Annotated in this window: 24 protein-coding genes; 7 read left to right on the plus strand and 17 right to left on the minus strand. The window is 70.9% G+C overall.

Annotated features, from left to right (window positions below; all coding sequences use genetic code 11):
* Positions 1–29 precede the first annotated feature (29 nt).
* The 7 genes from AOM45_RS39700 to AOM45_RS39730 all read right to left on the minus strand — a co-directional run bounded on the left by AOM45_RS39700 (position 30) and on the right by AOM45_RS39730 (position 7484).
* Positions 30–1502 (minus strand): hydrogenase large subunit, encoded by a 1473-nt coding sequence (locus AOM45_RS39700; protein ID WP_030469920.1) that lies wholly within the window; start codon positions 1500–1502, stop codon positions 30–32.
* Positions 1499–2953: a proton-conducting transporter transmembrane domain-containing protein gene (locus AOM45_RS39705; protein ID WP_035911620.1), complete on the minus strand. Its 1455-nt coding sequence runs from the start codon at positions 2951–2953 to the stop codon at positions 1499–1501. The genes AOM45_RS39700 and AOM45_RS39705 overlap by 4 nt, the downstream gene beginning before the upstream one ends.
* Entirely contained in the window at positions 2953–3597 is a 645-nt protein-coding gene (locus AOM45_RS39710; RefSeq protein ID WP_030469984.1) for a hypothetical protein, read from the minus strand. The genes AOM45_RS39705 and AOM45_RS39710 overlap by 1 nt, the downstream gene beginning before the upstream one ends.
* 27 nt (positions 3598–3624) lie before the next feature.
* Positions 3625–4572, minus strand: a complete 948-nt coding sequence (locus tag AOM45_RS39715; protein WP_030469918.1) for a respiratory chain complex I subunit 1 family protein — start codon at positions 4570–4572, stop codon at positions 3625–3627.
* On the minus strand, positions 4569–6563 hold the full coding sequence (locus AOM45_RS39720; protein WP_030469917.1) for a proton-conducting transporter transmembrane domain-containing protein: 1995 nt from the start codon (positions 6561–6563) through the stop codon (positions 4569–4571). The genes AOM45_RS39715 and AOM45_RS39720 overlap by 4 nt, the downstream gene beginning before the upstream one ends.
* A complete protein-coding gene (locus AOM45_RS39725) occupies positions 6560–7045 on the minus strand; it encodes an NADH-quinone oxidoreductase subunit B family protein (protein WP_201780159.1) in 486 nt (161 codons plus the stop codon). The genes AOM45_RS39720 and AOM45_RS39725 overlap by 4 nt, the downstream gene beginning before the upstream one ends.
* Before the next feature lie 88 nt (positions 7046–7133).
* Positions 7134–7484, minus strand: coding sequence for an ArsR/SmtB family transcription factor (locus AOM45_RS39730; protein WP_030469915.1), 351 nt, complete (start codon positions 7482–7484; stop codon positions 7134–7136).
* 106 nt (positions 7485–7590) lie between these two features.
* Here AOM45_RS39730 and AOM45_RS51995 point away from each other — a divergent pair, with 106 nt between their 5' ends.
* Entirely contained in the window at positions 7591–7983 is a 393-nt protein-coding gene (locus AOM45_RS51995; RefSeq protein ID WP_030469914.1) for a response regulator, read from the plus strand.
* Positions 7980–8375, plus strand: a complete 396-nt coding sequence (locus AOM45_RS39740) for a DUF5313 family protein (RefSeq protein ID WP_051784062.1) — start codon at positions 7980–7982, stop codon at positions 8373–8375. The genes AOM45_RS51995 and AOM45_RS39740 overlap by 4 nt, the downstream gene beginning before the upstream one ends.
* Before the next feature lie 206 nt (positions 8376–8581).
* Here the strand turns inward: AOM45_RS39740 and AOM45_RS39745 are convergent, their stop codons facing one another.
* The gene (locus tag AOM45_RS39745) at positions 8582–8845 is read right to left on the minus strand and encodes a metal-sensitive transcriptional regulator (RefSeq protein ID WP_030469912.1); all 264 of its coding nucleotides are present in this window, start codon (positions 8843–8845) and stop codon (positions 8582–8584) included.
* 105 nt (positions 8846–8950) lie between these two features.
* Here AOM45_RS39745 and AOM45_RS39750 point away from each other — a divergent pair, with 105 nt between their 5' ends.
* From AOM45_RS39750 to AOM45_RS39760, 3 genes are read left to right on the plus strand one after another with little or no spacing between them, the layout of a single operon-like run.
* Complete coding sequence (locus tag AOM45_RS39750; protein WP_030469911.1) at positions 8951–9163, plus strand: hypothetical protein; 213 nt, start codon at positions 8951–8953, stop codon at positions 9161–9163.
* Between the two features lie 13 nt (positions 9164–9176).
* Positions 9177–9536 (plus strand): thioredoxin, encoded by a 360-nt coding sequence (trxA, locus tag AOM45_RS39755; RefSeq protein ID WP_030469910.1) that lies wholly within the window; start codon positions 9177–9179, stop codon positions 9534–9536.
* Positions 9537–9550: 14 nt separating this feature from the next.
* Positions 9551–9958: a DUF302 domain-containing protein gene (locus AOM45_RS39760; RefSeq protein ID WP_030469909.1), complete on the plus strand. Its 408-nt coding sequence runs from the start codon at positions 9551–9553 to the stop codon at positions 9956–9958.
* Here the strand turns inward: AOM45_RS39760 and AOM45_RS39765 are convergent.
* Entirely contained in the window at positions 9942–10202 is a 261-nt protein-coding gene (locus AOM45_RS39765) for a hypothetical protein (protein WP_081902362.1), read from the minus strand. The genes AOM45_RS39760 and AOM45_RS39765 overlap by 17 nt on opposite strands.
* Positions 10181–10378: a DUF8730 family Cys-rich protein gene (locus tag AOM45_RS54110; protein WP_081902361.1), complete on the minus strand. Its 198-nt coding sequence runs from the start codon at positions 10376–10378 to the stop codon at positions 10181–10183. Before AOM45_RS54110 ends, AOM45_RS39765 begins: the two co-directional genes overlap by 22 nt.
* A gap of 103 nt (positions 10379–10481) precedes the next feature.
* On the opposite strand from AOM45_RS54110, the gene AOM45_RS39770 reads away from it, so the two are divergent.
* Positions 10482–11837 (plus strand): MBL fold metallo-hydrolase, encoded by a 1356-nt coding sequence (locus AOM45_RS39770; protein WP_030469907.1) that lies wholly within the window; start codon positions 10482–10484, stop codon positions 11835–11837.
* Positions 11837–12625 carry a sulfite exporter TauE/SafE family protein gene (locus tag AOM45_RS39775; protein WP_030469906.1) on the plus strand — a complete coding sequence of 263 codons (789 nt, stop codon included), beginning with the start codon at positions 11837–11839 and terminating at the stop codon, positions 12623–12625. Before AOM45_RS39770 ends, AOM45_RS39775 begins: the two co-directional genes overlap by 1 nt.
* 64 nt (positions 12626–12689) lie before the next feature.
* Here the strand turns inward: AOM45_RS39775 and AOM45_RS39780 are convergent, their stop codons facing one another.
* The 7 genes from AOM45_RS39780 to AOM45_RS39810 all read right to left on the minus strand — a co-directional run bounded on the left by AOM45_RS39780 (position 12690) and on the right by AOM45_RS39810 (position 18882).
* Positions 12690–13820, minus strand: a complete 1131-nt coding sequence (locus tag AOM45_RS39780) for an acyltransferase family protein (protein ID WP_030469905.1) — start codon at positions 13818–13820, stop codon at positions 12690–12692.
* On the minus strand, positions 13784–14377 hold the full coding sequence (locus AOM45_RS52000; RefSeq protein WP_030469904.1) for an Rv1733c family protein: 594 nt from the start codon (positions 14375–14377) through the stop codon (positions 13784–13786). Before AOM45_RS52000 ends, AOM45_RS39780 begins: the two co-directional genes overlap by 37 nt.
* Positions 14378–14491: 114 nt before the next feature.
* Positions 14492–15091 (minus strand): V-type ATP synthase subunit D, encoded by a 600-nt coding sequence (locus AOM45_RS39790; RefSeq protein ID WP_030469903.1) that lies wholly within the window; start codon positions 15089–15091, stop codon positions 14492–14494.
* Complete coding sequence (locus AOM45_RS39795; protein ID WP_030469902.1) at positions 15088–16461, minus strand: V-type ATP synthase subunit B; 1374 nt, start codon at positions 16459–16461, stop codon at positions 15088–15090. The genes AOM45_RS39790 and AOM45_RS39795 overlap by 4 nt, the downstream gene beginning before the upstream one ends.
* Positions 16458–18179 carry a V-type ATP synthase subunit A gene (locus tag AOM45_RS39800; protein WP_156094057.1) on the minus strand — a complete coding sequence of 574 codons (1722 nt, stop codon included), beginning with the start codon at positions 18177–18179 and terminating at the stop codon, positions 16458–16460. Before AOM45_RS39800 ends, AOM45_RS39795 begins: the two co-directional genes overlap by 4 nt.
* Complete coding sequence (locus AOM45_RS39805; RefSeq protein WP_030469900.1) at positions 18167–18670, minus strand: V-type ATP synthase subunit E family protein; 504 nt, start codon at positions 18668–18670, stop codon at positions 18167–18169. The genes AOM45_RS39800 and AOM45_RS39805 overlap by 13 nt, the downstream gene beginning before the upstream one ends.
* Positions 18667–18882, minus strand: coding sequence for a V-type proton ATPase subunit F family protein (locus AOM45_RS39810; protein ID WP_030469899.1), 216 nt, complete (start codon positions 18880–18882; stop codon positions 18667–18669). Before AOM45_RS39810 ends, AOM45_RS39805 begins: the two co-directional genes overlap by 4 nt.
* Positions 18883–18885 lie beyond the last annotated feature (3 nt).

The raw sequence follows: 18885 nt of genomic DNA on the forward strand, positions 1-18885 counted from the left end.
AACTATGCAACTCTTTGGGTGCAGCGTCACTACAGGTCGTTGCCGGCGTACGACAGGTTGAAGCTCTTGTTGGTCAACGGGAAGTCGGGAACGATCGTGTCGGCCAGCGCGACCGGCAGCGCGGGCCAGTTGAAGAAGCTCGGGTCCACGATCTTCACCCGGCTCAGCCGCCCGTCGCCGGTCAGCTCGACGCGGTGCACGATCGTGCCGCGCCAGCCCTCGACGATGCCGACCCCGGAGCCACCTGTGCCGCTGGTGACCGGCCCTGTCGCGGTGGTGCGGCCGCCGAGCATGTCGGCGAGGCTGGTGATCATGGCGATGGACGTCGTGATCTCCTCTGCGCGCACGAGGAAGCGCGACAGCACGTCACCGTCGGTGCGGGAGTGCCTGGTGCGCGGGAACTCCGCGGACAGGAACGGGTGGTCGTGCCGGGCGTCGACGTCCAGGCCGCTCGCGCGCGCGACGACGCCGAGCGTGCCGAGGTCGGCGGCCTGGTCGCGCCCCAGCGGTGCGGTGCCGGTGAACCGGTCGGCGACCACGGTGTTCGACAGGGCCAGGTCGACGATCTCGGCGGCGTCGGCCCCGACGGCGGCCAGCACCCGCGGGTCGGGCAGGGCGGTGATCGTGGCGCCACCGGGGTGGACGGCGTCGCGCAGCAGCCGGTGTCCGGTGACGGTGTCGTTGAGGCGCAGGAGACGTTCGCGGACGCGTTGGCAGTGGGCGTTGAGCACGCCGTAGGCGACGTCGTTGCACAGGGCGCCGATGTCGGTGATGTGGTTGTAGAGGCGTTCGAGCTCCAGCAGGATCGCGCGGATGCGTTGCGCGTCCTCAGGTACCGGCCACCGATGAGCGTCCTCGACCGCCAGGCAGTACGCGAGGGTGTGACCGACGGTGGTGTCGCCGCTGACCCGTTCCGCGAGTTCGATCCCCTCCCCCGGGGTGCGCCCGTGGAACAGCTTTTCGAGTCCTCGGTGGACGAACCAGAGGCGGGCCTTGAGGTTGAGGATCGTCTCGCCGACCACGGAGAAGCGGAAGTGGCCTGGGCCGATCATGCCGGCGTGCACCGGGCCGACCGGGATCTCGTACACGCCAGGACCTTCGACCGTGCGGAACGGGTACGGGCCGTCGACGCTGCCGAACTCGGGCGGGTCGCCCGCCTCCGTGAGCATGGGATACCAGCCTCGGGGCCAGTGGAAGTGGCGCACCAGTCGTTGCGGCAGCGGGTGGCCGGTGGGCACGATGCCGAACAGGTCGTGCATCTCTCGTTCGAACCGTCCGGCGGCGAACGACAACCCGGCCAGGCTCGGCACTTCCGGGGTGTCCTGGTCGAGCGGCACGTGCAGCTCGACCCTGCGGTCCGGCGCGGCGGCGGTGAACAGGTACACCGCGCGCAACCGGTCCCCGTCGTCGTGACCGGCGACCAGCGCGAGCCGGAAACCCTCCTCCAGCAGGGAAGCGGCCTGGCCGGGCAGCTGCGCCGAGGTGAGGGTTCTCGTGATCATCGAGTCACCGCCAGAGGCTGGGTGGCCAGGTCGAGCAGGACGGGCAGTGGCCCGGCGAAGATGCCGAGCACGGCACAGGCGAGCAGCCCGCCGGCCAGAGCGACCGGAACAGGCGATGCGACCCGAGTGTCCGAGGTGGACGGTGCTCCGAGCAGCATCCGGCTGGTGCGGGAGATCAGCGCGGCGGCGATCACCAGCACCAGCAGCAGCGCGGCAGCGGTGAACCAGCCGAGACCGGCGGTGAAACCTGCGCGGGCGATGCCGAGCTCGCTCGCGAACAGGCTGAACGGGGGCAGGCCGATCAGGGCGAGCACACCGAACCCGAACGTCGTGGCCACCGCGGGGTGGCGGGCGACCAGGCCGCTAACCCCCTCGATCCGACTGGTTCCGGTGAGCTGCAGGATGCGGCCCGCGCTGAGGAAGAGGACCGCCTTGGCCAGCCCGTGTCCGAGGACGTGCAGCAGCGCCGCGGTCAGTGCCAGAGGGCTGCCGATCGCAGCGCCGAAAGCGACCAGGCCGAGGTGTTCGATGCTCGAGTAGGCCAGCATCCGTTTGTAGTCGCGCTGTCCGATCAGCAACGACGCGGCCAGCGCGAGCGAGGCCAGCGCCATCACCACGAGCAGGGTGCGGGCGAACCCGGGGCCCAACGCACCGTCACTGATCACCTTGACGCGCAGGATCGCGTAGAACGCCACCGACAGCAGCACTCCGGACATCAGCGCCGACACCGGCGCCGGGGCCTGGGAATGCGCGTCGGGCAACCACGCGTGCAACGGCGCCAAGCCTGCCTTGGTGCCGAACCCGAGCACCAGCAACACCACCGCGATCCGAGTCACGCCGGGATCGAGCCCCGGCGCGTGCGCGGCGAGCGTGGCGAGATCCAGCCCCGCGGGGCCGGGAGCGTGCGCAGCGGCGAAGTTGAGCACGATGGTGCCCAGCAGCGCGAGGGCGATCCCGGTGGAGCAGATCACCACGTACTTCCACGCCGCCTCCACCGAGGCGCGGGTGCGGCGCTGCCCGACGAGGAACGCGGTGACGATCGTGGTGGCCTCGACCGCCACCCACACCACACCGAGGTTCGCGGCGAGCACCGCGAGCGCCATCGTGGCGAGGAACAGCTGCACGAGCAGGCTGTGCCGCGCGGCCGTGCGGACCGTTGCCCTGCCCGCCTCGATCTCGCCGCGGAAGTACGCGGGTGTCGCGGCGGTCGCGATCAACCCGACCGCACCGATCACCAGCACCATGAACGCCGACAACGCGTCGGCGCGCAGCAGCCCGGCCACCGTGCTCACCGGGCCGGATCGGCTCACCTGCACGGCCAGCGCGACCGCGGCGGCCAGCACGACACCCGCGGATCCGGCGCTGACCCAGGTGGTGGCGCGGCGCCATCCGAAGACGAGATGGACGAGCGCACCGAACACGGGCACCCCTATGGGAACGAGCAGAGTCATCAGTCGCGCAACTCCCTCAGTTCGTCGAGGTCGGTGCCGCCGAAGGTCTCCCGCATCCGGGTCGTGAGCACCTGCAGAACCAGCACGGCCAGCAGCACGTCCAGCGAGACGCCCAGCTCCACCACGAGGCCGACACCCGTGGTGGTGAGGAAGCCGACCGCGGTGATCCCGTTGTCCATCAACAGGAACCCGACCAGCTGCGACAGCGCTCGCCGCCGGGTGACCAGTACGAAGAACCCGATCAGCACCACCGTCACGCCGACCGGGATCGCCTGAGTCGCCGCCGACGGCGCCAGCTCCACCAGCGGCTGCGACACCGCGTAGGCCAGCAGCGTCAACACAGCGGCGGCCAGCAACGACGCCGAGACGTTCACCAACGGCCTGGTCTCGCGCTGCGCCTCCCCCGCGCCCGCCAGCGCCCGGCGCAACAAGTACGGCAACACGCCCGCGCGCAGCACGAGCACCCCGGCGGCGACGGCCCACAGCTCAGCGGAGTTCTCCTGTGCCGCAAGCACTCCCACGAGCACGGCGAGTGCCGCGCCCTGCAGTGCGAACACCCGGATGATCACCGAGAGCTCGCGGCGCCACAACACCAGCACCGCGGTCAGCAGCAAGGCTCCGCAAGCCAGGTACAAGGGCTCCACGGTTCCCCTTTCAGGCCCAAGAGGAGTTCAAACGAGGAAGAACGACGCCGCGACGGCCAGCAGCGCGAGCAGGAACGATCCGGCGAGCAGCTCGGGCACCCGGAACAGCCGCAGCTTGGCGACGAACACCTCGGCGGCCGCGAGCAGCCCGCCCAGCACACCGACCTTCACGACCAGGGCCAGCACTCCGATCAGCACCGCCAGCGGGGTGGCCTCGGTAGCGATTCCCCACGGTGCGAACAGGTTCGCCAGCAACCCGAGGAACACCGACAGCCGCATGGCGGACGCCAGTTCCACCAACGCCAGATCAGGGCCCGCATACTCCAGCACCATCGCCTCGTGGACCATCGTGAGCTCGAGGTGCGTCGACGGGTTGTCCACCGGGATCCTCCCCGTCTCCGCCACGATCACCACGATCAGCGCGACCGCGGCCAGCAGGCTCGCCGGCGAGATCACCCGCGCCGGGTCGTGCAGCGTCGACGAGACGATCGCGCCCAGGTTGGTCGACCCGACCCGCACCGAGAGCGCGAAGATCGCCACCAGCAGGGTGGGCTCGACCAGGGCCAGGATCGTCATCTCCCGGCTCGCGCCCATCCCGCCGAACGCGGTGCCGGTGTCCAGGCCCGCCAGCGCGAGCGCCACCGCGCCCAGTGCCAGCAGCGCCACCACCGCGAACAGGTCCGCCACCGGGTCCAGCGCGGACTCCGTGGCGATGAACGGCACCACGACCGCGACCACCAGCGTCGTGGCCACCAGCACCAGCGGTGCGAACCGGAACACCTCGCTCGTGCCGCGCGGCGCGATCCGCTCCTTGCGCAGCAACTTGCGCAGGTCACGCCACGGCTGCCCGGCACCCGCACCGGCGCGTCCCTCCAGCCGGGCCCGCACCTGCCGCATGAGCCCGACCAGCAACGGCGAACCGGCAACGATCAGCACCGGCTGCACCACTCCGCCGACCACCCCGAGCGCGCTCATCGCGTCACCGCCAACAGGATCAGCACGCCGCACACCGCGTAGAAGCCGTAGCCGAGGTAGCGGTGCACGCTCCCCGGCGCGAGCACACGCCCGGCCTCGCCCCACGCGGTGATCACACTCAGCACCGGCCGGTAGAGACGCCGCTCGATCCGGTCGGGCATCTTCCGCCGGTACTCCACGGCCTGCACGAGATAGCGGGACTCCTGGTGGTGCGACACGTCCACGTCCAGCTCCGGCTGCACCACGTCGTCGAAGACCCGCTGCAACGGCTCCGCGAACGACGTCGCCGTGTACTCCATCCGCGCCGACATCGGTCCCCCGCCGCAGTCCCACAACCGCGCTTCCCGGCGCACTCGCCGTGCGACGACGGCCCGGACCACGCCGGCCACCACGATCACAGCGGCGACGAGCCCGAGGGTCAGCAGGAGCGGTGACAACGCGCCCGTGGCCTGATCCAGCCGCAGTGTCACGTCACCGGACACTGCGACCCCACCGGCCGCGGCCTGGACCGCGGGCAGGATCCCGGCCGGCCACAGCGCGAGCACCACGCAGACCACCGCCGCGACGCCCATTCCGGCGAGCATCGTGAACGGGCTTTCGTGCGCGTTCGACGCGGCGTCGCTGCGCGGTCTGGCCAGGAACCCGACCCCGAACGCCTTCACGAACGTGGCCACCGCCAAGCCGGCGGTGAGCGCCACCGCCGCCACCGCGACCGGCATCGCGATCGCCGCCGTCACCCCGCCCGCGGGCAGACCGTGGATCAACGCCTGCAGCAACAGCCACTCCGACACGAACGCCGTCCCAGGCGGTAACGCCGACGCCGCCAGCGCCCCCAGCCCGAACGCCGCCGTGGTCACCGGCATCACCGGCCGCAACCCGCCCAGCGCGTCCAGATCACGGCTACCGGTCGCGTGCAGCACCGATCCCGCCGCGAGGAACAGCAACGTCTTGAACGCCGCGTGCCCGACCACGTGCAGCAGCGCCGCGGTCAACGCCAGTGCCGCCAGGGTGTGATCACCGAAGGAGGCGAACAACCCTGCCGCACCGACTCCGATGAGCACCAGGCCCATGTTCTCGGTCGTCGACTGACCCAGCAGTCGCTTCAGGTCCGAGCTCATCGCGGCCTGCAGGATCCCGTACACCGCCGACAGCGCGCCCAGCGCGAGCACCAGCAGCCACCACCACGCCGCACCGCCACCGAGCAGATCGACCCCGACCCGCACCAGCCCGTAGACGCCCAGGTTCACCATCGCCGCCGACATCAACGCCGACACGTGACTCGGTGCCTCCGGGTGCGCCCGCGGCAGCCACGCGTGTAACGGCACGATGCCCGCCTTCGACCCGAAACCCGCCAGCGCCGCCACGAACACCACGCCCGCCACCGCCGGCGACAGATGCCGTCCCGCCTCGCGCAACGCGGTGAACGAGTCGTCCGGAGCGTGCGCGACGAACACCATCAGTCCAATCAGGACCGACATGAACCCCAGGTGCGTCATCACCGCGTACCACCGGCCCGCCGACGCCACCTGCGGGCCGCGCCGGTGCTCGGCGACCACCAGCACCAGCGACGCCAGCGCCATCAGCTCCCAGCACACCAGCAACGTGGCCACGTTCGCCGCCGCCGGCACCAGCACCATCGCCACGACGAACACGGGCAACGCCACCTGCACGCCGCGTGCCCGCAGATCCGGAGTGTCCGCGTAGGACACCGCGTAGATCCCCGTCGCCACCGCGACGCCACCGGTCACGGCCACGAACAACCCGCCCAGCGGATCGAGCGTCAGCGCCACGCCCGACAGTGGCAACACTCCAGGCAGAACAAGGGAAAACGATCCACCGGCCAGCGCCGCGGCACCCGCGAACACCGCGGCCGCGCCCGTCAGCGCGGTGCCCGCACCGATCACCGCCGTCCGCGCGCGGATCACGGCCAGCAGCGCCGTCACCAGTCCGACGGCCACGGCCGCGGCCATTCCCGTCGCGGAGAGGTTCATCGGCCGGTCAGCTTTCGCAGTCCTTCGACGATCGCCTCGGGCCGCGGCGGACAGCCCGGGATCTCCACGTCGACCGGCACGACGTCGCGCACGGCACCAGCCACCCCGTAGGCGCCTGCGAACACCCCGCAGTTGCGGGCGCAGTCCCCGACCGCCACGACCAGCTTCGGTGCGGGCACGGCGTCGAACGTCCGCCGCAACGGCTCGGCCATGTTCCGCGTCACGACCCCGGTCACCAGCAACGCGTCGGCGTGCCGCGGCGAGGCCACCAGCCGCGCTCCGTACCGCTCGCCGTCGTGGACCGGCCCGAACGCCGACCCGATCTCGATCTCGCACCCGTTGCACGACCCCGCGTCGACGTGCCGGATCTGCACCGACCCGCCCAGCACCGCCGCCCCCTCGGGCCGGTCGCCCTCCGGCAGCGGCGGCGGAGGTTCAGCCACTCGCCCGGTCCGGAGGATCTTGCGCCACAGACTCAGCACGATCTCGCTCCCGCGATGGAGTCGGTCGGATCAGAGAAGCAGGTGCGGTCACCCCGCCGTCGGGGGAGGGACACGGGGTGACCGCGGCTCAACCGGTGCGCGACACCGGCGGACTCGTGGCGCGGAGATCCTCGAGCAGCTCGGCCTGCCCGGACAGCACCCCCGACAGGATCAGGCGCGCCGCGACCAGCAACTCGGCCACGTGCGGGCTGGTCAGCGAGTAGTGGACGGCCGCGCCTTCCTTCCGGGTGGCGACCAGGCCGGCCCGGCGCAGCACCGCGAGCTGCTGCGACAGGTTCGCGGGTTCGACGCCCACCTGCGGCACCATCTCCGCGACCGCGTGCTCACGCAGGCTCAGCAGCTCCAGCACCCGGATCCGCGCCGGATGCCCGAGCGTTTTGAAGAACTCCGCCTTGAGCTGGTACAGCGGCTTGCTCATCCGCGCACCCCTTCCCGCTCACGCGTCACCCGTCACCTGGTCGCACGCTTCAACACTTGCTAACCTTAGCAAGTCCGAAACAACACAACTCGACAGGACCAAGCCCGTGCCCGGAACTCCCGCCCAGCTGCGAGTTCTCGTCGCCGACGGATCGTCGTTGTTCCGCGACACGCTCCGGGAGGTCCTTCGCGACGCGGCTGACATCGATGTCGTCGCCGTCGCGGGCTCAGCGGACGACGCGATCCGCCTGGCCCAACAGCACGAGCCCGAGGTCGCCGTCGTGGACGTCCATCTGCCCGGCGACGGCCTGCACGCCATCCGCCGCATCCATCAGAAGACACCCGCGGTGAAGGTCGTCGCGTTGTGCGGCTTCATCGACGCGCCGTCCGAGACCGAACTCCGCGAGCTCGGCGTCGTCGAGTACGTGATCAAAGGCGTGCCGAACCGCAAGATCCTGGCGGCCGTCCGCCGAGCAGCCGAGGAAGGCGCCACCCTGTGACACTGCGCGGAACCAGACCCAACCCGTTCCAATGGCTGTGGTACGCGGTGGGCGGGCGACTCCCTCAGCGATGCAACCCGTGGGTCCTGCACGACGTCACGTGCCGCACCTGGGCGGTGCGGCACTTCATCCGCGCCTTCTTCCAGATGTCGCCGATCCTGCTGCTGCTCCTGCTGCCGGGCCCGCTCTACATCAGGATCCTGTCGATCCTGCTCGGCATGTTCGTCGGCTACTTCTACTCCATGACCTACATGTGGCACACCACCGAGCAACGCCTGGTCAAACAGGGGTTCGCGCGTGGCCTCGGCGAGCAGACCCGCCGGGCCAGACACGCTGAAGCCGACGCACGCGCCAAAGCCGCCTATGAACGGCTTTACCGCAGCAACACCTGAACGACGCGCGAAGCACCGCTACGGCGCGGGGGACGCTGAACCGTCTGAACGTGGCGGCTGTTGCTGCCCGCCCCGGCCGAGCACCGTCACGAGGCTCAGTGCTGACGGCAGCCGTTCTCATGCCGGCCGCGCTCGCACCCGCGGAGGCCGCCGACAACACGGTGGTTTGTGCTGCCACCGGTCGGTCCGCCGACTCCGCGACCGGATCAGGCCAGTGCCAGGAAGAGCTTCTCCAGTTGAGCCCGGTCGGCCACCGCCTGCTCGGAGTCGTCCGAGACGCACTTCTCCAGTCCGCTGGCGATCAGTTTGAAACCTGCCCGGTCCAGCGCTCTCGACGCGGCGGCCAGCTGCGTGATCACGTCCTTGCAGTCCCGGCCGGACTCGATCATCTGCACGAGACCGCCGACCTGGCCCTGGACTCGCCGCAGCCGCTTGACCACATCCGCGAGGACGTCTTCGTTCAGCTCCACCGCTACCTCCTTCGGTACCCCCCAGGGTACCTGAGCCCAGGAACAACCGGCCGGCCCGCGGCGCTGGAACAAATACCCGCGGGGGTATGCAACCGGAGGCCGGAGATGAACGACGACGGCGAGGCAAAGGTGATCACGACCAGATGCGGTCGCCGCATCGTCGTGAGCCACGCGGCAATTCCCGCGACACCGATCCGCTGGGTGACCGTGCGGGTCTCGTCCGGACAACCGGAGGACCACAGCGAGTGGATCAGCTTGAACCCCGCCGAGGCGGCCGAGCTGGGTGCGGCCCTGATCGCGCGTGCCACCACCGACTGAGAAGGAGACCGATGTGGCCACGATCGAACTGAACAGAACCAACTTCAACGAGATCGCGAGCCGGCCGGGCACCGTCCTGGTCGACTTCTGGGCGTCGTGGTGCGGCCCGTGCTGGATGTTCGCCCCGGTCTTCGAGCAGGCCTCGACCCGGCACGGCGACATCACGTTCGGCAAGGTGAACACCGAGACCGAGACGGAACTCGCCCAGGCGTTCGGCATCTCGTCGATCCCGACGCTGATGGCCATCCGCGACGGCGTCGTCGTCTACGCACAGCCCGGCGCACTTCCCGCTGCCGCACTCGAGCAGCTGATCACCAAGATCGGTGAGCTCGACATGGACCAGGTGCGCGCCACCGCCCAACCACGCCGCTGAGAGGACCCACGACCGTGAAGTACGACCTGACCATCACGCTCGACCTGTCCTACGAGGACGCCGTGCCCGCCGTCCGCGCGGCGCTGAAAGAGCAGGGTTTCGGTGTGCTGACCGAGATCGACGTCCGGGCGACCATGCGGGAGAAGCTCGACGCCGAGGTCGAGCCGTATGTGATCCTCGGCGCGTGCAACCCACCGCTGGCACACCGGGCGCTGGAGAGCGACCGGACGATCGGCCTGCTGCTCCCGTGCAACGTCGTCGTTCGCGCTGACAACAGAGGCACTCTCGTGCAGGCACTCGACCCCAACGTGATGACCGAGCTGACCGGGCGGGAGGAGCTGCGGCCGGTCGCCGAGGAGGCCGGCAAGCGCCTTCGAGCCGCACTGGACTCGCTGACCTCACAGGTCACCACGGCAGGCTGATCGCGAAATCGGTCGCGAGCCTGGTGTGCACCTCCAGACCGGCCACGCGGAGGTGCGCCTCGACTGCCGCCCTGGCCACCTCGGCGAGGTCGATCTCCCGACGCTGCAACGACAACGCGGCAGCCTCCGCCTCGGAGAGCTCGGTGAGGTCCTGCACGATCTGGCCGGCCACGTGGCCGAACGCCGCCGCAAGATCGCCGAGTCCTCCTGGTGCGTTCGCGGTCAGCGACGCCCGAACGGCCACCACGACCTGCCCTGCCGGGGCTGTGCCGCGCAGGAGCAACGCTGTGCACGCGGCACGTCACCCAGCACTTGCTCCACGTGATTCCCGCAGCCCTCGTAAGTCGGCTTGCCACAGCGCGAGCACGTGACTCGTTGACACATGGTGGATCCCTTCGTCTCACAGCGTTCTTCCAGCATACCCCCAGGGGTACCTGGTCAGTTTGCCCACATACCCCTGGGGGTAGTCAAGCGGACGCGCTATGGTGGGTTCAGATACCCCTGGGGGTACTTGGAGGAGACAATGACGCACATCGTCCCCATCGACACGCCGAGCCTGGGTGACCGCAGCTACCTCGTGAGCGACGGCTCCGTCGCGTTCGTCGTCGATCCCCAACGCGACATCGACCGGGTGATCGCCCTCGCCGAGCAGCACGGGGCGCGGATCACCGATGTCTTCGAGACGCACATCCACAACGACTACGTCACCGGCGGACTCGCGCTCGCCCGCGCCACCGGCGCGGCGTACCACGTCAACGCGGCCGACCCCGTGACGTTCGACCACACCCCGATCCACGACGGCCAGGTCGTGCAGGTGGGTTCCGAGATGCGGGTGCGCGCCGTTGCCACGCCAGGACACACGTTCACCCACCTGTCCTACGTGCTCGAGACGCCTGATCGCGCATCGGCGGTGTTCACCGGCGGATCCCTGTTGTTCGGCTCCACCGGCCGCCCCGACCTGCTCGGCCCGGACCACACGGACGAGCTGGTGCGAGCGCAGTACGCCTCCGCGCACCGGTTGGCCGACCTGCTGCCCGACGACGCCGAGGTGTTCCCGACACACGGGTTCGGCAGTTTCTGCTCCGCCACCCAGTCCGAAGGCGAACGATCGACCATCGGCAGGGAGAAGAAGACCAACCCCGCGCTGACCGGCGATGAGAAGTCCTACGTGGATGCTCTGGTCGCCGGCCTCGACGCCTTCCCCGCCTACTACGCCCACATGGGGCCCGCCAACACGGCGGGACCGGACGCCGTCACCCTCGTCGAGCCGAAGACAGCCGATCCGGCGGAGCTGCGCGCACGCATCGACGCGGGTGAGTGGGTCGTGGATCTGCGCTCTCGCACGGCGTTCGCGGCAGGACATGTCGTCGGCAGTCTGAACTTCGGTCTGGACGGCAGCTTCGCCACCTATCTGGGCTGGCTGATCCCTTGGGGTACACCCGTTTCCCTGCTCGGGAGCAGTGCCGAGCAGGTCGCGGAAGCACAGCGAGAACTCGTGCGCATCGGCATCGACCGCATCGAGTCCTCCGCGACCGGGACCCCCGAAGAGTGGTCCGGCACAGCACCTCTGGGGGCGTTCCCACGCGCGAGCTTCGCCGATCTCGCCGACGTGCGGCACCACCGCCCGGTCACCGTCCTCGACGTCCGGCGCGAACTCGAATGGGCGGACGCGCACGTCGCCGGTGCCGTGCACGTGCCGCTGCACGACCTGCTGCACCGCCTCGACGAGGTGCCACCGGGCGAGGTGTGGGTGCACTGCAAGTCCGGCTACCGCGCCTCCATCGCCGCCTCCGTGCTCGCCGCCGCGGGCCATCGCGTGGTCGCGATCGACGACGAGTTCGACCGGGCCGGGCAGGCCGGTCTGCCCATGGCGGTCTGATGCTGCCGGCAGCGCTCTTCGGACTGGTCATCGGCGCCGTGCTGGGCACACTCGGCGCCGGTGGCTCGATCCTCGCCGTGCCCGCGCTGGTCTACGGCGTCGGCATGCCGCTCGCCACCGCCATCCCGACCTCCCTGGTCGTGGTCGCGGCGTCCGCGCTGGGTGGCCTGGCCGTCCGTTTGCGCACCGGGACCGTTCGCTGGCCGGTGGCACTGGTGTTCGCCGCGACGAGCATCCCCGCTGCCTTCGCGGGCACCGCTCTCGGACGCCTGATCCCCGAGCGCTGGTCACTGCTCGCCTTCAGCGTGCTGATGGCGGGGGTGGCGGCGCGCATGTTCGCCGCCCCCTCCGATTCGGGCGGAGCGTGCCGCACGCGCAGCGGGAAGGTGAACTGGCGAAGCTGCCTACCCAAAGCACTCGCCGCCGGAGCCGTGGTCGGAGTGCTGACCGGGCTGTTCGGCGTCGGTGGCGGGTTCGTCATCGTGCCGGTGCTGACCGTGCTGCTCGGCCTGACCGCCGCCGAAGCCGTCGCCACCTCACTGGTCGTCATCACCATCACCGCGCTGGCCGGCCTCACCGCCCACGGCCTCGCCGGCGCGCACGTCGACCCCGGCATCACGGCGGTGTTCGCGGGCGCGGCACTGCTCGCCGCCGTGATCACCGGGCGCCTGGCCAGGCGGCTGCCCGCAACCACCCTGCACCGCGCGTTCGCCTGGGTCGTCGTCACCGTCGCCGCGGGCGTGGCCACCTCCGCCCTGTTCTTCCCAGCCGGGCTGAACAGCGTCTGACGGTCACGCGACTGCGACGGTGAAAACGGCCATGAGCAGCCGACGCCAGATCACCGGCCGGTCCTCACACCACGCGGTTCACGCCCGGTACCAGCGTCGCCAGGTGTCCGACCACGAAGCAGACCGGCACGCCGATGGCCGCGACCAGCACGAACTTCGCCTCCGGCGGCCAGGGCAGCGGCCGCGCGGTGAGCGACAACAGCACCAGTACAAGCGGATGCAGCACGTAGGCCGCGTAAGAACCTCGTGCCGCTCGAACGGTCACCCTGCCCGCCACACCGTTCCAACGCGAGGCGAACCACCACACCAGCCAGATCGAGACGAGGATCGCGATCACGCCGTCCAGCAGGGCGAAAGCCACCACGCTCCAGTGCCATCCACCGGTGATCGCGCGTGGCCCGTCGTCGGTCAGAGTCAGCGCCCACGTGGCGCTGAGCGTGACGACCATCGCCAACGCCACCCATGCACAGAACCGGGCGAAGCGCCGTGGAACGGTGCCCAGATCCACCATCGCGCCGAGCGCGAACATCCCCGCTGCCTGTGGCCAATGCGCCAGCTGCAGGTTCCACAACGTCGGACTCGCGTACCCCACCCGTTGCCACAACGCCAGGTCCGCCGCCGCGATGACCGCGGCGAGCACCACGACGGGGCGGGCGCTGATCTTCGTGCGCGGCAACGGCACCAGCGCGTACAGCGCCGAGAACACCAGCAGGGCGACCACGAACCACATCGGACCGAAGTCGCGCTCGCCGAACGGGTCGGCGAGGTGGCTTCCCAGCGTTCTCCCGGTGCCGCCCAGCCAGTCCGTGAACGGATCGAGGAACAGCAGGAACACCAACGCGGGCACACCCAGCCGGAGCACCCGTGTCCTCAGGAACGACATCGCACCGTGCCGGGAAACCGAGAGGCGCGCGAGCCGGCCCGAGATCAGGAACAACGGTGCGAGGCCGTAAACCGCGCCGAGGGCCAGCGGCAGACCCGCGACCTCCGTCACCAACGCGGAAGTCGTCCGCTCCTCGTAGTACCACCCCGCCAGGTCCGACAGGTACGCGGTGGCCACGTGCACGACGACAACACCGGCGATGACAGCGATCCTCAGCCGGTCGATCCAGGCGAGCCGCGTGATCACGTCCGGCCCGCCGGCCTGCGGTGGGGCGGTCAACGCGATGTCCAGCCGGGTGCGATCCGCTCCCACTCCCGTGCCCAGCGGCGCAGGCGGATCCTCTGGTGCACGGACCGCACGACCAAGTAGAGCAGGATCATCACGACCGCCACCGCGGTCCAGAGCAGCACCGCGATCGTGATCGCGTTGAAGGCAACACCTTCTGCCGTGAGGGGCGCCTTGGCCAGGGCACCACTGCGGTCGATCCAGATCGGGACGGTGGTCCCCGCCTTGGTGTCGTAGTTCGCCTGCACCGTGCCGTGCCGCTCCGTCCCGTCGGACGCTCGCCACGTCGCCGGCACCCGCGGGGACTCCGCCGTCCTGCCGCGTCCAGCGGCTCCGACCAACTGAGGCGCGTCCTCGATCAGCACCGCCTCGGCTCGGTGCCGGTTCTGTTGTTCGCTCGCCGCCTGGACCTTCTGCGTCGCGTACCACTCCGATCCGGTCGCTGCGGCCACCGGTACGGCGAGCAGCGCGATCAGCACGGCCAGAACGAGGGCAGCACCTTCGAGCCGATCACCTGGTGCGGCGAGCTGGTTGCGGCCGGGAAACGCCCGTCGAGCCATCCGCGAGATCGGCTTCGTGTCCATGGTCCACCTCCGCCGTCAAGGGTTCCTCGCCGCGGCCGCGCCACCCAGGGCCCTTCGTCGTCGTCCCGGTGAGCCCCTGTGCTCACCGGAGATGAGACCCTCGTCGGCCGCGGATCACCGGGAGGCCGCCCACCGGTGCCGCACCCCCTCCGCGCGTTCCTGTTCCTCCAGTTCCAGCTCGGTGCGCGCGAGCGCGTCGCGCAGCCGGGGAACCCAGTGCCGCCGCAGCACCCGCACGCGTTGCCGGGTCGCGTCGGCTTCGGCGGACACCCGTCGCAGTGCCGTGACGGCGACAGCGTGCTGAACGGCCGCGTCGAGTGCCCGGCGTTGTTCCTCGGCCGCGCGCGTGATCGCCGTGCCACCGGGCAGTGCGGACTCCGAGTCCGGTGGGGTGCAGGTCGCCGCGGCCGGGTAACGCACGCCCAGCGTCGCCGTCCACGAGATGGTGACCTCCGCCTCCGCGGCTGTGCCCGCCAGACGGATGCCACGCCTGCCTCCCACCAGCGCGGCGCGCAGCATCCAGGTTCGCGCCTCGGTGAGGCGTGCGGTCCACTCGGCGCCGCTGCGGCCGACGGCCGCTTCGAGACGTCGCTGTTCCGCGTGCAACGCCCGCAGTTTCTGTTCCAGCAGCTCGGCCGCGCGCTCCGCGCCGGCCAGGCGGCGGCGCAGCCACGAGCGGCCGGACCGGCCGGGTGGTATCCGGATCGCGGTCATCGCTGCTCCAGCAAGGCGGTGGGCAGCATCACGAGTTCGGAGCGGGGCAGCCGCAGGAGCACCCTCCACGCCCGCTCGAGGGTGTCGTCCAGCGAGCGGGTCTCGCCGCGGCGCTGGCCGATCAGGTCGTCGCGGAAAGCCTGTTCGAACTCCAGATACGCCCGGTCGGTGCGGCCGAGTCCACTCAAGCCGATCAGCTCGGCGAGGTCGCGGACTTGCCTGGCACGTGCCAGGGCGGCCAGCAGCTGCGCGGCGACGTCGAGGTGGTCGGCGCGAGTGCGGCCGGGTCCCGCGCCGTTGCGCATCAGCCTCGACAACGACGCGAGCGGGTCGACCGGCGGGTACACACCGCGCGCGTGCGCCTCGGCGGAGAACACGATCTGTCCTTCGGTGATGTAGCCGGTGAGATCGGGCACGGGATGGGTGATGTCGCCGCCCGGCATGGTGAGGACCGGCAGCACCGTCACCGAGCCCGGTCTGCCGCGGATCCGGCCGCAGCGCTCGAACAACGTGGCGAGGTCGCTGTAGAGGTAGCCCGGATACGACCGTCTGGCCGGGATCTCCCCACGTGCCGCGGACACCTCGCGCAACGCTTCGGCGTAGCTGGTCATGTCGGTCATCACCACCAGCACGTGCCTGCCGCCGCGGAAGGCCAGTTCCTCGGCGATGGTCAGCGCGATCCGCGGGGTGAGGATCCGTTCGACCACCGGGTCGTCCGCGGTGTTGAGCAGCAGCACCAGTTCTCCCGCGGCCGAGCGTTCCTCCAGCGCGTCGCGCGCGAACGCGGCGTCGGCGTGGGTGAGGCCGATGCCAGCGAACACCACGCAGAACTGTTCTCCCTCCGCTGTGGACTGTGCGGCGATCTGCGTGGCGAGTTCCAGGTGAGGCAGTCCCGGCAGGGAGAACAGCGGCAGTTTCTGGCCGCGCACGAGCGTGGTCAACGCGTCGATCGCCGACACACCGGTGAACACGGGCTCCGCGGGCGGTTCGCGCCAGGTCGGGTTCAGCGGGGCTCCGGTCACCGGCTCCCGGCGCGTGCCGAACACCGGCGGGCCGCCGTCGATCGGCTGGCCGCGGCCCCCGCACACCCGGCCGAGCCACCCGGTGCCGACCGGAACGTCCAGCGGGCTTCCGGTGAACTCCAGGGACGTGCCCGAGCAGCTCATCCCGGCGGTGCCCTCCAGCACCTGCACGACGGCGAGGTCGTCGTCGACCTCCAGGACCAGTCCGTGCCGCAGTTCGCCGGACGACAGCCGGATGCGCACGAACTCGTCCCAGCCGACGCCGGTGACGCCCGCGACCACGACCAGCGGTCCGCGCAGTTCCCGCACCCCGGTGAACTCGACGCGCCTTCCCACGTCCTCTGTCACATCAGCCTCCGCAACCCGGCGAGCACCACGTCCCGGCACTGCCCGATGAGCTCCACGTCCCGCGGCCCTGCCCGTTCACGCAGCCGGACCAACTCGGTGAAGTCGAACTCCTCGACGTCCTCGACGGCGACGCCCGCGCCGACGAGCCGTCGGCACTCGTCCACCACCGCCAGCACGGCGTCGACGAGCGCGGCCGCCTTCTCGTCACCACCCGGAGCGTCCACTGAGGACAGTGCGCTCTGCTGCAGCACACCGTCGCGCAGCAGCCGTCCGCCGAGCAGCACGACCCGTTCGGGGGCCGAGAGCGTGGCGGCGCCGACCAGTTCGGCGAGTGCGGACAGCCGGTCCGCCTCGGCCAGCAACCCGATCACGCGGTCGCGCCGGGCCGGCCAGTCCGGGTCGTTCTCGCGCGCGTGGTGGCCGCCGATCGCGGGCGCGTCGCGGGAGAACGAGCCGGACCACGACACCGCCGGGTAGTGCCTGGAGTAGGCGAGGTCGCGGTCGAGCGTCCACCTCGCGCGCACGAACCGTTCGGTGTGCGCGGTGACCGGCTCGGTCATGTCTCCGCCCGGTGGCGACACGGCGCCGATGATCGTGACCGAGCCGGTCGACCCGCCCAGTGTTTCCACCGAACCGGCGCGTTCGTAGAACGCCGCGAGTGCGGAGGCGAGGTCGGCGGGATAGCCCTCCTCGGCGGGCAGTGCGCCGGTCCGGGAGGCGAACTCGCGCAGCGCCTCCGCCCAGCGCGAGGTGGAGTCGGCGATGACGACCGCGTGGTAGCCCATGTCCCGGTAGAATTCGGCCACGGCGACACCGGTGTAGATGCTCGCCTCGCGCGCCATCATCGGCATGTTGGAGGTGTTGGCGATGACCACCGTTCGGTCGGCCAGCCGTCCGCCCGTGCGCGGGTCCGTGAGCTCGAACAGCTCCGCGACGACCTCGGCGAGCTCGTTGCCGCGTTCACCGCATCCGATGTAGACGATCACGTCCGCGTCGCACCACTTCGCGAGTTGCTGCAGCAGCACGGTCTTCCCGGTGCCGAAGCCGCCCGGCACCGCGGCGGCACTGCCGCGTGCGATGGGGAACAGCAGGTCCACCACGCGCTGACCGGTGCGCAGCGGCTCGACCGCGGTCCGGCGGGCGCGGTGCGGCCGCGGCACCCGCACCGGCCAGTTCGCGATCAGGCCGACCGGCGCGCCACCCACGGTCGCGATCACCGCGTCAGGCTCGCACTTCCCGTCCGCCAACGACTCCACGACACCAGCGGTGCCCGGCGGCACGAGCACGCGGTGCTCCAACGCACCGGCGTCGGCCACCACGCCGAGCATCTGCCCCGGCTCCACGACCTCGCCCTCGCTGACGCGCGCCTCGAACCGCCACGACTGGTCGCCGTCCTTGATGGCGGCACCCGGCGTGAGGAAGGCGGGAGCCGCCGACAACGGGCGCAGCAGTCCGTCGAACACCCTGCCGAGCAGGCCGGGGCCGAGCCGCACCGACAACGGTCTGCCCGCCGGCACGGCCGCGGCACCGGGGCCGAGACCGCCCGTGTACTCATAAGCCTGCAGACTCACCAAACCGTCACGAATCGCCACGACCTCACCGGGTATGGCCGACGGGCCGAGGGCGACCAGGTCGTGCATCGCCACCGGGCCGACATCGCGCACTTCGACCAGAGGACCGGCTACCCGGACGACGCGACCCGCGGTCACGACGCCCACAGCTCTCGCACCTCGTCGCCGAGTGCCTCGACTGCTCGTGCGGTGACGGCCTGGACGCCGAGATCGAGTCGTTTGCCCGGCGCCACGCCGAGCACGCCCCCGCCGTCGCCGTCGCACACCGACGCATCGGGTCCCAGTTCGGCCCGCACCGACGCGACGAGCCGCGTGCGCATCAGCGGATCTGTGAAGGCCCGCGAGACGGCGGCGGCGACCCGGTGTGCGAAGTCGTCGTAGATTTCGCGCTGTACGGCCAGTTCCAGCGCACGGGCCTCGCGGCGGGCGCGTTGGTGCTCGGCGGCGATCGACTCCGCCGCGGCGGCCCTGCCCGCGGCGGCGGCCTCGGCCAGAATCCGCCGTGCTTCCGCTCGGGCGTCCGCGAGCGTGCTGTCGGCCTCACGGCGCGCGTCCGCGAGCTCCTGCTCCGCCTCGGTTCGCGCCCGCGCCAGGAGTGCCGCGATCACCGGCGCCAGCGCGTCCAGCTGAGCGTTCACGGCGGCATCACCACCACGAGCGGCCAGGACGTGGCCGTGAGCTCGATGCTCAGCACGCGGGCCGCCTCTTCGGTGAGCAGCACGACCGAGACGTCGTCCTCCAAAGAGCTCCACGCCTGGCGCACCGACGCGTCGTCGCCCGCGTCGTGAACACGTGCCCCGGCGAGCGCCCAGCCGTCCACTCCGGCCCCGATCACGGCCACGGCCCCCACGAC

It is taken from the genome of Lentzea aerocolonigenes (assembly GCF_000974445.1).
Lineage (GTDB): Bacteria > Actinomycetota > Actinomycetes > Mycobacteriales > Pseudonocardiaceae > Lentzea > Lentzea aerocolonigenes.

Bases quoted from the DNA above. Each gene is read 5' to 3' on its own strand.
- AOM45_RS52000 (WP_030469904.1), bottom strand. From the start codon at position 14,377: ATGGACACGAAGCCGATCTCGCGGATGGCTCGACGGGCGTTTCCCGGC.
- AOM45_RS39775 (WP_030469906.1), top strand. From the start codon at position 11,837: ATGCTGCCGGCAGCGCTCTTCGGACTGGTCATCGGCGCCGTGCTGGGC.
- AOM45_RS39730 (WP_030469915.1), bottom strand. From the start codon at position 7,484: ATGAGCAAGCCGCTGTACCAGCTCAAGGCGGAGTTCTTCAAAACGCTC.
- AOM45_RS39720 (WP_030469917.1), bottom strand. From the start codon at position 6,563: ATGAACCTCTCCGCGACGGGAATGGCCGCGGCCGTGGCCGTCGGACTG.
- AOM45_RS39700 (WP_030469920.1), bottom strand. From the start codon at position 1,502: ATGATCACGAGAACCCTCACCTCGGCGCAGCTGCCCGGCCAGGCCGCT.
- AOM45_RS39770 (WP_030469907.1), top strand. From the start codon at position 10,482: ATGACGCACATCGTCCCCATCGACACGCCGAGCCTGGGTGACCGCAGC.
- AOM45_RS39750 (WP_030469911.1), top strand. From the start codon at position 8,951: ATGAACGACGACGGCGAGGCAAAGGTGATCACGACCAGATGCGGTCGC.
- AOM45_RS39790 (WP_030469903.1), bottom strand. From the start codon at position 15,091: ATGACCGCGATCCGGATACCACCCGGCCGGTCCGGCCGCTCGTGGCTG.
- AOM45_RS39715 (WP_030469918.1), bottom strand. From the start codon at position 4,572: ATGAGCGCGCTCGGGGTGGTCGGCGGAGTGGTGCAGCCGGTGCTGATC.
- AOM45_RS39705 (WP_035911620.1), bottom strand. From the start codon at position 2,953: ATGACTCTGCTCGTTCCCATAGGGGTGCCCGTGTTCGGTGCGCTCGTC.
- AOM45_RS54110 (WP_081902361.1), bottom strand. From the start codon at position 10,378: ATGCTGGAAGAACGCTGTGAGACGAAGGGATCCACCATGTGTCAACGA.